This is a genomic window from Pseudonocardia endophytica, from assembly GCF_004339565.1.
Taxonomy (GTDB): domain Bacteria; phylum Actinomycetota; class Actinomycetes; order Mycobacteriales; family Pseudonocardiaceae; genus Pseudonocardia; species Pseudonocardia endophytica.
The window spans coordinates 1,060,872-1,074,437 of the sequence record NZ_SMFZ01000001.1 but is presented as its reverse complement, the minus strand read 5'-3'; the positions used below and the strand labels follow the sequence as shown (position 1 = coordinate 1,074,437).

Annotated in this window: 12 protein-coding genes; 8 read left to right on the top strand and 4 right to left on the bottom strand. The window is 73.1% G+C overall.

The window, feature by feature from the left end; translation table 11 throughout:
* Positions 1 to 277: 277 nt before the first annotated feature.
* Together EV378_RS04605 and EV378_RS04600 are read right to left on the bottom strand one after the other, a co-directional pair.
* Positions 278 to 628: a hypothetical protein gene (locus tag EV378_RS04605; RefSeq protein WP_341540407.1), complete on the bottom strand. Its 351-nt coding sequence runs from the start codon at positions 626 to 628 to the stop codon at positions 278 to 280.
* Between the two features lie 27 nt (positions 629 to 655).
* Positions 656 to 2,353: a sodium:solute symporter family protein gene (locus EV378_RS04600; protein ID WP_132421465.1), complete on the bottom strand. Its 1,698-nt coding sequence runs from the start codon at positions 2,351 to 2,353 to the stop codon at positions 656 to 658.
* Between the two features lie 339 nt (positions 2,354 to 2,692).
* Between EV378_RS04600 and EV378_RS04595 the strand changes: the two genes are divergently transcribed.
* The 3 genes from EV378_RS04595 to EV378_RS04585 are packed head-to-tail and all read left to right on the top strand — an operon-like array spanning position 2,693 to position 5,773.
* Entirely contained in the window at positions 2,693 to 3,493 is an 801-nt protein-coding gene (locus EV378_RS04595) for a DeoR/GlpR family DNA-binding transcription regulator (protein WP_243653569.1), read from the top strand.
* A 10-nt stretch (positions 3,494 to 3,503) separates the two neighbouring features.
* On the top strand, positions 3,504 to 4,364 hold the full coding sequence (locus EV378_RS04590) for a nucleotidyltransferase family protein (protein ID WP_132421463.1): 861 nt from the start codon (positions 3,504 to 3,506) through the stop codon (positions 4,362 to 4,364).
* Positions 4,361 to 5,773 (top strand): amidase family protein, encoded by a 1,413-nt coding sequence (locus tag EV378_RS04585; protein WP_243653279.1) that lies wholly within the window; start codon positions 4,361 to 4,363, stop codon positions 5,771 to 5,773. Before EV378_RS04590 ends, EV378_RS04585 begins: the two co-directional genes overlap by 4 nt.
* A gap of 37 nt (positions 5,774 to 5,810) precedes the next feature.
* Here EV378_RS04585 and EV378_RS04580 read toward each other — a convergent pair whose 3' ends face one another.
* Positions 5,811 to 6,803 (bottom strand): C40 family peptidase, encoded by a 993-nt coding sequence (locus EV378_RS04580; protein WP_132421462.1) that lies wholly within the window; start codon positions 6,801 to 6,803, stop codon positions 5,811 to 5,813.
* A 423-nt stretch (positions 6,804 to 7,226) separates the two neighbouring features.
* On the opposite strand from EV378_RS04580, the gene EV378_RS04575 reads away from it, so the two are divergent.
* Positions 7,227 to 8,552, top strand: a complete 1,326-nt coding sequence (locus EV378_RS04575) for a glycosyltransferase family 2 protein (RefSeq protein ID WP_165922139.1) — start codon at positions 7,227 to 7,229, stop codon at positions 8,550 to 8,552.
* A 7-nt stretch (positions 8,553 to 8,559) separates the two neighbouring features.
* Here the strand turns inward: EV378_RS04575 and EV378_RS04570 are convergent, their stop codons facing one another.
* The gene (locus EV378_RS04570) at positions 8,560 to 9,717 is read right to left on the bottom strand and encodes a glycosyltransferase family 4 protein (RefSeq protein ID WP_132421460.1); all 1,158 of its coding nucleotides are present in this window, start codon (positions 9,715 to 9,717) and stop codon (positions 8,560 to 8,562) included.
* A gap of 183 nt (positions 9,718 to 9,900) precedes the next feature.
* Here EV378_RS04570 and cobF point away from each other — a divergent pair, with 183 nt between their 5' ends.
* The 4 genes from cobF to EV378_RS04550 are packed head-to-tail and all read left to right on the top strand — an operon-like array spanning position 9,901 to position 13,451.
* Entirely contained in the window at positions 9,901 to 10,701 is an 801-nt protein-coding gene (gene cobF, locus EV378_RS04565; RefSeq protein WP_165922138.1) for a precorrin-6A synthase (deacetylating), read from the top strand.
* 60 nt (positions 10,702 to 10,761) lie between these two features.
* Positions 10,762 to 11,907: a cytochrome P450 gene (locus tag EV378_RS04560; RefSeq protein ID WP_207908576.1), complete on the top strand. Its 1,146-nt coding sequence runs from the start codon at positions 10,762 to 10,764 to the stop codon at positions 11,905 to 11,907.
* Between the two features lie 19 nt (positions 11,908 to 11,926).
* Positions 11,927 to 12,427, top strand: coding sequence for an SRPBCC family protein (locus EV378_RS04555; protein WP_132421459.1), 501 nt, complete (start codon positions 11,927 to 11,929; stop codon positions 12,425 to 12,427).
* Positions 12,428 to 12,467: 40 nt separating this feature from the next.
* The gene (locus EV378_RS04550; RefSeq protein WP_132421458.1) at positions 12,468 to 13,451 is read left to right on the top strand and encodes an SDR family NAD(P)-dependent oxidoreductase; all 984 of its coding nucleotides are present in this window, start codon (positions 12,468 to 12,470) and stop codon (positions 13,449 to 13,451) included.
* Positions 13,452 to 13,566 lie beyond the last annotated feature (115 nt).

Here is a 13,566-nt window from a genome sequence, read left to right as displayed (position 1 = left end):
GTGTGGCGCGTGGCGCCCCCTGGGCCGGTGACCGACGCGTGGCGGCCCCCTGGATCGGCGACCGGCGTGTGGCGCGTGGCGCCCCTGAGCCGGCGACAGGAGTGCGGCGCGTGGCGCCCCGGGGCTGGCGACAGGAGTGCGGCGTGTGGCGCTCCCTGGATCGGCGACCGGCGACCGGCGACCGGCGACCGGCGACCGGCGACCGGCGACCGGAGTGCGGCGCGCGCCGCACCCTGGAGAACCGGGGTGCGGCCCGCGCCGTGACCGGAGGATCGGCTCAGTGGCCGCCCGGTCCCGCGTCCTTCATCTCCTCGAGCTCCTCCGCGGTGGGGAGCTTCAGCGGCCGGGTCAGCGTCCAGACCACGAACAGCGCCCCGATGACCAGCATCCCGATGCCGGTCTCCAGGTTGAGGTTGGACCCGCCGGTCTTGGCCATGTTCGCCGGGTCGTTGCCGGACACCAGGCCCATGATCAGCAGCACGATGCCGTAGACGCCGAACAGCGCCGCGATCACCGAGCGCAGGTCGAACAGGCTGCTGGCACTCGTCGACACCGGAGCGTCCGTGCCGCCCGTCGGTAGATGGTCCGGCGACTGGGCGCCGGGGCGTGCCTCGGGTGAGTCAGACATGCTCGTTCTCCTTCCCTGTCCGTCCGGTCACCCGAACACCACGTAGAGCACGACGGTCAGTGCCAGCACCAGACCGCCGAGCAGGCCCGGCGAGCGGTACCAGCCGGAGTCCTCACCGGACGAGCCGTGCGTGCGGCTCTCCTTCGGCGTGAGGCTCCAGACGAGCCCGACCAGTTCCGCGTCCGGCTTCGGCGTCGTGAACTGGGAGACGACGAACGCCACCAGCACACCGACCACGAACGCCGCGATCGCGCCGACGAAGCTGCCGGCCTGGTCGGACAGGGCGAGCACCTCGGTCGACACCAGGATGTTGACCAGGATCGCCGCCGCGGTACCGGACAGCAGGCCGATCCAGGCCGACGTGCCCGTCATCCGCTTCCAGAACAGTCCGAGGATGAAGATCGCGAACAGCGGCGCGTTGAAGAAGCTGAACAGCGACTGGATGTAGTCCATCAGGTTCGACGAGCCGGACGCGATGAACGCCGTACCGATCGCCAGCACGCAGCCGACGATCGTGACGATGCGGCCGACCTGCAGGTAGTACCGGTCGGTCAGCCCCGGCTTGACCCAGTCCTGCCAGATGTCGTACGTGAACACCGTGTTGAACGAGCTGATGTTCGCCGCCATGCCGGCCATGAACGCGGCCAGCAGGCCGGCGATCGCGACGCCGAGGATGCCGTTCGGCAGCAGCTCCTTCATCATCAGCGACAGCGCGTTGTTGTAGGTGATGCCGTCCACGCTGTCCGCGCCGGTCGCCTTGATCTGGGTGATCTGCGGGATGATGATCGCCGAGACCATGCCGGGGATCAGGATGACGAGCACGACGAGCGCCTTCGGGAACGCACCGATGATCGGCGTGCGCCGCGCGGCGGACATGCTCTTGGCCGACAGCGCGCGCTGGACCTCGGCGAAGTTCGTCGTCCAGTAGCCGAAGGACAGCACGAAGCCGAGACCGAACACGATGCCCAGAATCGACAGGAACGGGTTCTGGATCTCGGTCAGGGTCGTGCCGGGCCATGCGGAGAGGTCGCCCGTGCCGCCCGGACCCGCGGTCACGGCCTCGCGCAGGCCGTCGTAGCCGCCGACCCGGTTCAGGCCGGCGATCGTCAGCGGGATCAGCAGCGCGAGGATCACGAAGAACTGCAGGACCTCGGTGTAGATCGCCGCGGACAGGCCGCCGAGCGTGATGTAGCCGAGCACGATGACGGCGGCGACCGGGATCGCGACCGGCAGCGGCCAGCCGAGCAGCGCCTCGAGCACCAGGCCGAGCGAGAACAGGTTGACGCCCGCGATCAGGATCGACGCGACGGCGAACACCACGGCCTGGACCCGCTGCGTGGTCCGGTTGAACCGCTTGAGCAGGAACTCCGGGACGCTGCGGGCCTTCGAGCCGTAGTAGAACGGCATCATCACGATGCCGAGGAACACCATCGCCGGGATGGCGCCGAGCCAGTAGTAGTGGACCATCGGCACGCCGTACTGGGCGCCGTTGGCGATCATGCCGATCAGCTCGATCGCGCCCAGGTTGGCGGAGATGAACGCCAGGCCGGTGATCCAGGCCGGCATCGAGCGGCCGGACAGCAGGAAGTCGAGGCTGGAGGAGACCGAGCGGCGGGCCGCGAACCCGATGCCGAGCACCAGCACGAAGTAGAACGCGACGAGCAGGTAGTCGATCAGGTTCGGGCTCAGCCGCAGTGCCGCGTCGGCGCCCTGGGCGAGTGTCATGTCGCGCGTCCTCCTGACTCGGGACGCGGCTCTCCAGGCTTCATCGCGACTCCTCGGCGTTGAGTGTGGCCGTCCTGCTGTCAACTGTGGCCCAGGCCACAACTGGCCACAGTGTCGAACAACGTAACCCGCGCTCGGACAGAAGTGAACATGCGCCGCGAAATTCGATGCGGGACGGTGACCTAATCCATCGACGGCACAGGCAACTGGAGCAGCGGAAACGGGCAGATCCGGGCGTCCGAGCGGGCCGATTGCCACACGTGCGTTTTTGTTGCATCCTGTGTGCGTGACGAGCTCGGGCGGCGTGGTCCGGCTGCCCGAGGGGTGGCCGACGTGAGCCTGCTCGCCGAGCAACGGCGCGACATGATCGTCGAGACGGTCCGGTCCAGGGGAGCGGTACGGGTCTCCGAGCTGGCCGAAGGCCTTGGCGTCTCCGAGATGACCGTCCGTCGGGATCTCGACGTGCTCGCCCGCCGCCGCCTGATCGACAAGGTGCACGGCGGCGCGACGGCCGTCGGTGAGCCGGAGGAGCGCAGCACCGAGGAGCCGGGGTTCAGCGCGAAGGTCACGCGCGAGCTGGCCGAGAAGGACGCGATCGCCGCGGCGGCCGTCGACCTGGTCAAGCCGGGCGCGGCCGTCGGCCTGTCCGCAGGGACGACGACGTGGCGGCTGGCCCACCGGCTGACCTCGGTGCCGCGGCTCACCGTCGTCACGAACTCGCTGGCCGTCGCCGACGTGCTGCACACCGACGGCGACCCGGGCACCACGGTGATCCTCACCGGCGGTTCGCGCACGCCCTCGGAGGCCCTGGTCGGTCCCGTCGCGGTGGCGGCGCTGCGGTCGTTGAACCTGGACGTGGTGTTCCTCGGCGTGCACGGCATGTCCGCGGCCACCGGGTTCACCACCCCGAACCTGACCGAACGCGAGACCGACAGGGCGCTCGTCGAAGCGGGGCAGAAGCTCGTCGTCCTCGCCGACCACACGAAGTGGGGCATCGTCGGGATATCGACGATCGCCGAGCTGGCCGAGGCCGACGTCCTGGTCACCGACGACGGGTTGGGGCCGGACGAGCAGGCCGTGCTGTCCGGCGAGGTGGACCGGTTGATCGTGGCGGCGGTGCCGGAGGTGCCGGACGAGTGAGAGGACGACGGTGGACGACCTGACGTTGCTGGTGCTGGCGGCCGGGCGGAGCACCCGGTACGGGCGGCTCAAGCAGACCGACCCGGTGGGCCCGTCGGGCGAGACGATCGTCGACTACTCGGTGTTCGACGCGCTGCGGGCCGGGTTCTCCCGGGTCGTCTTCGTGCTGCGCACCGACATCGAGCAGGAGTTCCGCGAGACCGTCGGGCGGCGGATCGAGCGGCAGGCCGACGTGCGTTACGCGTTCCAGGACCGCCTCGGGCCGGAGCGCGAGAAGCCGTGGGGCACGGTGCACGCGCTGCTGGCGGCGCAGGACGTGATCGACGGGCCGTTCGGCGTGGTGAACGCGGACGACTTCTACGGCCCGGGGTCGCACCGGGTGCTGGCCGGACACATGGCGTCCGACCGGCCGAGCGCGGCGCTCGTCGGGTTCGCCCTGCGCAACACGCTGTCCGAGTCCGGCGGTGTGACGCGCGGGATCTGCCGGTTCGGACCGGACCGGTCACTGGTCACGGTGGACGAGACCTATCAGATCGTCCCCGACGGCGACGGTGGCGCGACCGGCTCGAACGGGCACCTGCCCGGCGACGCGGTCGTCTCGATGAACATGTGGGGCTTCCGGCACTCGGTGTTCGAGCCCCTGCGCGGCCGGTGGGAGGAGTTCCTCGGGACCCACGGGGACAGCGACACCGCGGAGCTGACGATCCCGCCCGCGGTCACGGACATGATCGGCCGGGGCGAGCTGGACGTGACCGTCCTGCACACCGACGACCGGTGGTTCGGCGTGACGCATCCGGACGACCGCCCGCTCGTCGTCGAGCGCCTCCGGAACCTGTCCGACCACCCGTCGCCGCTGTGGGGTGGGGCGTGACGGGGCCGATCGGGGCCGGGCTGCCGGACCGCCCGGCCGTCGAGCTGGCGCGGCTCCTGCACGCCGGCGAGCTGTCCGCCCGGGAGCTGCTGGACGCCTGCCTGGAGCGGATCGCGGCCACGAACCCGTCGAAGAACGCGATCGTGACGCTGGACGCCGAGGGTGCGACGGCCGCCGCCGCGGCCGCCGACGAGCGGTTCGCGCAGCGCCACGGACCCGACCGCACCGACGGCGTGTTGCACGGACTCCCGGTGGTGCACAAGGACACCCACGTCACCGGCGGCATGCGAACCACGTGGGGTTCCCCGCTGATGGCCGACCACGTCCCGGACGGCGACGAGCTCGCCGTCGCCCGGATCGCGGCCGCCGGTGCCGTGCGGCTCGGCAAGTCGAACGTGCCGGAGTGGGCGGCCGGGTCGCACACGACGAACCCGGTGTTCGGCCCGACGCACAACGCTCACCGGCAGGGGTTGTCGGCGGGTGGGTCGAGTGGCGGAGCGGCCGTCGCGCTGGCGTGCGGCATGGTGCCACTGGCCGAGGGCAGTGACATGGGCGGCTCGCTGCGCAACCCGGCCGCGTTCGCCGGCGTCGTCGGGTTCCGGCCGACGCCGGGGCGCGTCCCGTCGCACCCGTCGCTGCTGCCGTACCAGACGCTGGCCGTGCAGGGACCGCTCGGCCGGACCGTCGCGGACGTCGCGCTGCTGCTGTCCGTGCTGGCCGGTCCGGACCCGCGGGCGCCGCTGTCGCTCGGCGACCCCGGATCCGCGTTCGCCCCGCCGCTGGACGCCGACCTGCGCGGACTGCGGGTGGCGTGGGCGCCGGACCTCGGCGGGCGGATCCCGGTCGATCCGCGGGTGGCTGCCGTGGTGGACGCCGCGAGGCCGGTCTGGGAGGGCGCCGGCGCGTTCGTCGAGGACGCGTGCCCGGACCTGGACGCCGCCGACGACGTGTTCTCCACGTTGCGCGCCTGGCAGTTCCTGGAGGCGTTCGGGCCGATGACCGAGCAGCAGCCGGAGCAGGTCAAGGAGACCGTCCGCTGGAACGTCGAGGTCGGGCGCCGGCTGACCGTCGACGACCTGAGCCGGGCATTCCAGCGCCATGGCGCGCTGCACGAGACCGTCGTGGAGTTCTTCGACCGCTACGACGTGCTGGTCTGCCCGACGGTGCAGGTCCTGCCGTTCGACGTGGAGCTCGAGTACCCCGCCGAGGTCGCGGGCGTGCCGCAGCCGGACTACCTGGGCTGGATGCGTTCCTGCACGCTGATCAGCGCCGCCGGCGCTCCGGCGATCTCGGTCCCGGCCGGGTACACCGACGACGGCCTGCCGGTCGGGCTGCAGATCGTCGGGCCGCCGCGTGCGGACCGGCGCGTGCTGGAGATCGCCTCCGCATACGAGACCGCCGCCGGCTGACGCCGACGGCGGTTCCGTATGTCGTAGAGCGGGTCGCTCAGAGGCGGACGGCGTTGTGGAACGGCATCCGGTCCATGTCCGAGTACTTCACCGGCTCGCCCGGCTCGCTGGCGTGCAGGATCTTGCCGTTACCGGCGTAGATCCCGACGTGGCTGACCGGGGAGTAGAAGAACACGACGTCGCCGGGCTGCAGGTCCGACTTGCTGACCGGCGTCCCGACCTGCGACTGCGCCGAGGACGAGCGCGGCAGGTCCTTGCCGACCTGCTCGAAGGCCCACTTCATCAGGCCGGAGCAGTCGAACGCGTTCGGGCCGTCGGCACCCCAGACGTACGGCTTGCCGAGCTTCGACTTCGCCATCTCGAGGGCCTTCATGCCCAGCGAGCCGAGGCCCGACAGGTCGGCCTTCTGGTCGCCGCCGCCGGACGCCGCCGGGGCGGCGGCCTTGCGGTCCGCGGCCGACTTGGCGTCCGCGGCCTTCTTCGCCGCGGCCAGGTTGTTGGACGCGATCTTCGCGGCGTCGGCCTGGTCGAACCCGGCAGGCGTGCCCGCAGTGGCGCCACCGAGCTTGCTCGCGGCGCTCGGCACCGACTGCAGCTTCATCGTCGCCTGCTCGGAGCCGGCCAGGTCGACCGGGCGGGTCTGCAGGTCGGCGGCGGCCTCGTCGGGCGAGTCCAGAGCGGTCACGACGCCCATCACGGCGGTCGCGCCGACGAGCGTGGCGCCCATCGTGGCGGCGACGGCCCGCGGGTTGCGGCCGAACGCGCCGGTCTCGGACGTGCGGCCGCGGATCAGGCCGGCCGACGGGACATCGCCGCTCAGACCTGCGGGGACGTCTCGGGTGACGACCGTGTCCGCGGCGCCGTACGGCTCGGCGACGGCCTCGTGGGCGCGCTCGGCGGACCGGCGGCCGGAGCGGGTCGGCCGGTCGAAACCGGCGTCCGCGAAGCGCGCCAGCAGGTCGGCGGCGGAGATGCCCTCGCCGTCGGTGCTATGGCGGGCACGGGTGGCGACCTCGGGAGCAATGGTCATGCGTTCGTCCTCGACCGCAACAGCGACGCCTGGCTTCCGGCGTACTGCTCCCGCCACGTACTCACAGGGGCGCCTGGGGGAGTGTCGGCGGGCGGGGAGCGGACGGCCGACCGGGCGCACCGATCGACATTTCGCCGACCAGCACGAGTGACCGTAACCGGTCCGTGACGCACCTGCCCGACCGACCCGCCGTGGATACGACGAGCGGTGTCTGATGCGCGATCCGCGCGCGAACGGACCGTTCGCAGGTTGATCGGGAGGCGCCCGGTTGCGCCGGACGAGATCGGTGACACGACGAACGGTGTACCGACCGTGACCGGATCCCGCTCGACCCCGCCCACCACGGTCCGATGTCCGGTCTGTGAGCATCGGATGCCGAGGCACGAGCGCAGGCCGTGTCCGACACGCGAACGGAGGCGCCCGGTGCCGGATTCACGGACCGACGTCCCGGATGACCCGACCGGCCCGACCTGGGTCGGCCGGACCGAGATCGGGCACGCCGAGGACGTGGCGGCTCCCGCGCGGTTCACCTCGGCGCGCCTGCTGGTCTGCCACCCCACCCCGGCGGGCACGGTGCCGGTCGCGCAGGTCGAGCTGCCGCTGGCGCGCGGCAGGGCGTCCGCGGCGGAGGTCGCCCGCGCGGCGTCGGCCGCCGCCGGTCACGTTCCGCAGCCGCCGCCGGTGTCCGCCGAGCCGGTCACCGTCGTCGTCGCGACGCGCGGGCGGCCGGACAGCGTGCGGCGCTGCGTGCAGGCCGTGCTGGCGGGGGACCACCCCGCGATGACCGTGCTTGTCGTGGACAACGACCCGCCGGACGACCGGACCGAGCGGGTCGTCACGGCGTTCTCCGACGAGCGGGTGCGCTACGTCTCCGAGCCGCGCCGCGGAGCGTCGGCAGGCCGCAACCGGGGTCTGTCCGAGGCGCGGACGCCGATCGTCGCGTTCACCGACGACGACACCGAGCCGGACACGGCGTGGGCCTCCCGGATCGCGGGCGCGTTCGCGGCGGATCCGGAGCTGGCGGGCGTCAGCGGGCCCGTGCTCGCGGCACGTCTGGAGACGCCCCAGGAGCGGGCCGCCGACCTGGCGCTGGCCTGGAACAAGGGCTTCGCGCCGCGGCGGTTCTCGCTCGCGGAGCCACCGGACGACTCGGCGGTGTTCCCGTTCTCGCCCGGCCTGTTCGGCATCGGCGCGAACATGGCGGTGCGGGTGGACGCGGTGCGCGCGCTCGGCGGGTTCGACGAGGCGCTCGGCCCCGGTGCGCGGACGGCGGGCGGCGAGGACATCGAGCTGCTCGTCCGGATCGTGCTCGACGGCCGGGTGCTCGGCTACGTGCCGTCGGCGTTCGTCTGGCACCACCACCGGCCGTCCGACGGCGAGCTGCGGTCCCAGATGCGCGGGTACGCGCTCGGGCTCGGGGCGTTCCTCGGCAAGGTGGCGCTGGACCCGCGTGCCCGCGCGGCGGCCGTGCGACGGCTCCCGGCCGCCGCGGCGCGGCTGCGGCACATCGTCCGCCGCGAGTCCGGCGACGTCGCGACCGGGACGCCGGGCGTGCACGTCGTGACCGGCGGGAACGGCGGGGACAGCGGTGCGGCCGCCGCGGGCGCACTCCCGGACGGTGCCGGGGCGCGCACGCTGCGCGGCCTGGTCTCCGGCCCGCTGCTCTACCTGCGGTCCCGCCGCCGGGTGCGCGAGGACGGCGGCGTCGCGCCCCCGCTCACCCGTCCGGACGGCGAGCCGCCGGGCTGACCGGAGTTCAGGGCCGGGTCGGCTCCGGCGCGTCCAGCTGCTCGGGTGCGGGCGCGCCGCTCCACCCGAGCGCGCTGCGGTAGATCTCGGTCAGCTGTCCGACCCAGACCCCGGCCTCGAACCGCTCCAGGAACCGGGCCCGCGCCGCGTCGCCCTGTCGGCGGCGCCGCTCCGGGTCGCGGACGAGCCGCACGAGCTCGTCGGCCACCCGGGACGCCGACATCGGCACGAGCGCCCCGGTGTCGCGGGTCACGATCTCCGGTATCCCGCCCACCCGGGTGGCGACGGCCGGGGTGCCGGTGCCCTGCCCGAGAACGAGGGCGCGGGGCATCGTGTCCGCGCGGGTCAGGTGGAGCTGGACGTCCGCGGCGCGCAGCAGCTCGACCGGGTCGGCGTCGCGGCGGAAGCCGACCCGTCCGGCCAGCGACTCGTCGGCGGCGACCCGGGACTCGAGCCATGGGCGCAGCGGTCCGTCGCCGCCCAGCACGACGGTCACCGGCTCGCCGTCCGGCAGCTCGGCCAGCGCGTCCAGCAGCATGTCCTGCCCCTGACCGCGCCGCATCGGGTTGACCGAGACGGCCACCACCTCGTCGTCGTCGACGCCGAGGCTGCGCCGCAGCGCCAGCCGCTCCTCCGCCGTGCCGACGCCGGGGTCGCAGGCGCCGTCCGGGAGGACCGACAGGCCCGCCGTGGAGCCCGCGATCCGCCGGTACCAGTCCCGTTGCAGGTGCGAGGTGGCGATCGTGCGGGTCATGAACCGCTTCCGCGCGAGCACCTTGGCCGTGCGCCGGACCCGGTCGCCACGGTCTGCGGCCTCCGCGTGGATGTGGTGCAGCGTCGACACGGCGGGGACCTTGAGGCGGCTCGCGGCCGCGGGTCCGACGACGTCGGGGCGCGTGCCGTGGCTGTGCACGACGTCCACCCCGTGCTCGCGGAACAGCTCGACGACCCGCGGGACCGCCCGGGGGTCCCACGGGGCGAGGTTCAGCGCGACCGGGACGGCACCCGCCTTGCGCAACGCGGCCGGGACCTGCGGGTTCCCGGTCGGGGTGAACGAGACGACGACGAGCTCCATGCCCGCGTCCCGCCCCGCCTCGGCGAGGTCCACCAGTCCGGCGGCCGTGCCGTACGGGTTCAGCGACTCGACGAGATGTCCGATCCTCACCTCGGTCCGCCCTCCGACGACGATCAGGGACCCCCGACCCTACCGAGGGACACCCGTCCGGGACGCACTCGGACACTGGGCGGATCGGGCGACTCCGACCGTCGTAACCGCTGGTCCGCTCCGGTGACCGAACCGGCCGGGTCGCCGCCGGAGCGTGCGGTCAGGTCCACTACCGTCCGGGGGGTGCGCACCGTGCTGGCGATCGGTATCGGGGCAGGGGACCCGGACCATCTCACGTTGCAGGCCGTGGAGGCGCTCGGCCGGACCGACGTGGTCTTCGTCATCGACAAGGGCGACGAGAAGGACGACCTCCGCGCCCTGCGCGAGGAGATCCTGCGACGTCACCGCCCCGACGGCGGCTACCGGCTCGTCGAGGCGGCCGACCTGCCGCGGGAGCGGAGCGGGCCGGTCAGCGCCGACGCCGACGCCTACCGCGACGTCGTCGTGGACTGGCAGGACCGGCGCGCCGCGCTGTACCGCGACCTGCTGACCGCGAACCTGGCCGACGACGAGTGCGGCGCGTTCCTGGTGTGGGGCGACCCCTCGCTCTACGACGGGACGTTGCGACTGCTCGACGGCGTGTTCTCCCGGATGCCCGACCCGGACGGGTGGCGGGTCGAGTCGGTCCCCGGGATCTCCAGCGTCGCGGCGCTGGCCGCGGCGCACCGGCTGATCCTGAACCGGGTCGGCCGTCCGGTGCTGATCACCACCGGCCGCCGGATCGAGGGCGGGCTGCCGGACGACGTCGACGACGTCGTCGTGATGCTGGACGGGCGGGCCGCGTTCTCGACACTGCCGCCGGAGCAGAGCGCCGCGCTGCACGTCTACTGGGGCGCGTACCTCGGCACGACGGACGAGCTGCTCGTGTCGGGACCACTCGACCAGGTGTGTGAGCAGATCGTCGCCGCGCGGGACGAGGCGCGGGAGCGCAAGGGCTGGATCATGGACACGTACCTGCTGCGCAGGAATGCGGGGGAACGGTGAACCGGACTTCTGGGACAATGACGGCATCCGCGGCGCGGGCGTCGGAAGGAGACGTGGGTCATGGGTGAGGCGTCCATGATGCTGCCCCTGCTGCGCGACCGTCTGGCGCCGTCGGCGGAGCTCACCGAGCTGAGGGGCAGGCTCCCGGTCGCCTCGATCGCGGTGCCGGACGAGATCGGTGCGCGGGGGTGGCTCGTGACCGGCTACGCCCAGGTGCGCGAGGTGCTGGGGGACACCGTCCGGTTCTCCAACGAGCTGTCGCACCTGGCCGGGACGGGGATCGAGCAGCTCGCCGAGCAGGATCCCGGCGGTCTCGGTTTCCGTGACCCGCCGGAGCACACCCGTCTGCGACGCCTGCTGACCCGCGAGTTCACCGTCCGGCGCCTGGCGCGGCTCGGCCCGCGGATCGACGCGCTGACCACGGAGCTGCTGGACGCGATGCAGGCCGAGGGGCCCGGCGTCGACCTGGTCGAGCGGTTCGCCGTGCCGCTGCCGTCGCAGGTGATCTGCGAGCTGCTGGGGGTCCCGGACGCCGACCGCAGCGAGTTCGAGCGCCGCAGCACCGCCCGGTTCGACATGATCGCCCAGTTCGACAACTCGCTGGACGTCGTCAACGAGTCGATGGACTACCTGCGCGGTCTCGCGGCACGGGAGCGGGCGAACCCGGGGGAGGGGCTGCTCGGCGCGCTCGTGCGCGAGCACGGCGACAACGTCTCCGACGAGGATCTCGCCCAGCTGGCCGACGGCGTGCTCACCGGAGGGCACGAGACGACCGCCAGCATGATCGCGCTCTCGGCGTACGAGCTGATGTCCGACGAGCCGTTGCGCTCCCGTCTCGCGACCGACGCGCACGGGGTCGTGGAGGACCTGCTGCGCCGGATGTCGGTGGTGCAGGTCGCGTTCCCGCGTTTCGCGCGCGACGACACCGTCGTCGGCGGCCGGGAGATCGCCAAGGGCGACGCGATGATCTGCTCGCTGTCCGCGGCGAACACCGACCCGGCCGCCCACGGTGCCGGGCACCTGGCGTTCGGCTACGGCATCCACCGGTGCGTCGGCGCCGAGCTCGGGCGGATGGAGCTGCGGGCGGCACTGCCCGCACTGTTCGCGCGGTTCCCCGCGCTGGCCCCCGCGGTGGACGAGGACGATCTGGAGCTGCGGTCGTTCTCGATCGTGTTCGGGATGGACAATCTCCCCGTCCGCTGGTGAGCTTCCCGTAGGAGCGACGATGCGCTACGCCGACGGCCCGACCACCGAGAGCGAGGCCGTCGTGAACGCGCCCGCCGAGGACATCTGGCCGCTGGTCACCGACCAGGCGTGGCTGGCCGGCGTCTCCGAGGAGCTCCAGCGCGTGGAATGGCTCGACGGTGCGACGGGCGCCGGTCCGGGGGTTCGGTTCCGCGGGCACAACTCGCACCCGGCGATCGGGGAGTGGAGCACCGTCTCCACGGTGACGACGTGGGAGCCGGAGCGCAGCGTCCGGTGGACGGTCGAGGTGGACGCGCCGGACGGGTCGCCCGCGCAGTGGGGCTTCGACCTGGACCCGGTCGACGGCGGGACCCGCGTCCGGCAGTGGGCCAAGCTCGGTCCCGGACCCTCCGGGTTGACCCCGGCGATCGAGCGCCGGCCGGACAAGGAGGAACGGATCGTCGCGGCGCGGCTCGACGAGTGGCGTGCCGGCATGGAGCGCAACCTCGACGCCGTCCGATCGGCCGTGGAGCACGGCTGATCGACGGGCGCGGCGGCGGGGCCTGTGCTGCGATCGGGACATGCTGCCCGGACTGGACACCCTGCTCGACCGCACGCTCGTCCTCGGCTACTCGAGGCTCGGTTACCTGGCCCGGCGCAACTCGTGGACCGATGACCGGGCCGACCCGGTGCCCGGTGCCCTCGCCGGCCGGGTCGCCCTGGTCACCGGCGCCAGCTCAGGGCTGGGCGAGGCGATCGCCGTCGGGCTGGCGCGGCTCGGTGCGAGCGTGCACCTGCTGGTGCGCGACAAGGACAAGGGTGAGCAGTCCCGCGTGCGGATCGCGGACGAGGTGCCCGGCGCCGACCTCACGGTCGAGGTCTGCGACATCGGCGAGCTGCCCGACGTCCGCCGGTTCGCCGCCGACTTCACGGCGCGGGTCCCGGAGCTGGACCTGGTGGTGCACAACGCGGGGCTGCTGCCGTCGGAGCGCTCGGAGACCTCGGACGGCAACGAGCTGACGCTGGCCGTCCACGTGCTCGGCCCGCACCTGCTCACCGGTCTGCTGGCGGACTCGTTGAAGGCCGGGGCGACGCGCTCCGGGACCGACTCGCGGGTGATCATCATGTCGTCCGGCGGCATGTACGCGCAGCCGTTGAAGGTCGACGACATGCAGTACCGGGAGGGCGAGTACGGCGGCACGGCCGCGTACGCGCGCACGAAGCGGATGCAGATCGTGCTGACCGGCCTGTGGGCGCGCGAGCTGTCCGGCACCGGCGTGACCGTGCACGCCATGCACCCCGGCTGGGCGGCGACGCCCGGCGTCGTCGACTCGATCCCGGCGTTCAACCGGGTCGTCGGCCCGATCCTGCGCACCGTCGACCAGGGCGCGGACACGGCCGTGTGGCTGGCCGCCGCCCCGTCGCGCGCCGTCCGGACCGGGCGGTTCTGGCACGACCGCGAACCGCGTCCGGCGCATTACTTCCCCTGGACCAAGGAGACCGGCGCCGACCAGGAGAAGTTCTGGGAGGACGTGAACGCGCTCGCGCCGGTCGGCACCTCCTGATCCCGCTGATCCCGGAGCCGCCGTCGCGGGTGGTGACGACGCCCGTGCGGAGCCCCGCAGCGGCCGGGAGGCGACGTCGTCGGGGTCCCGCGCCACGTTCTCCAGTCGCGTTGAC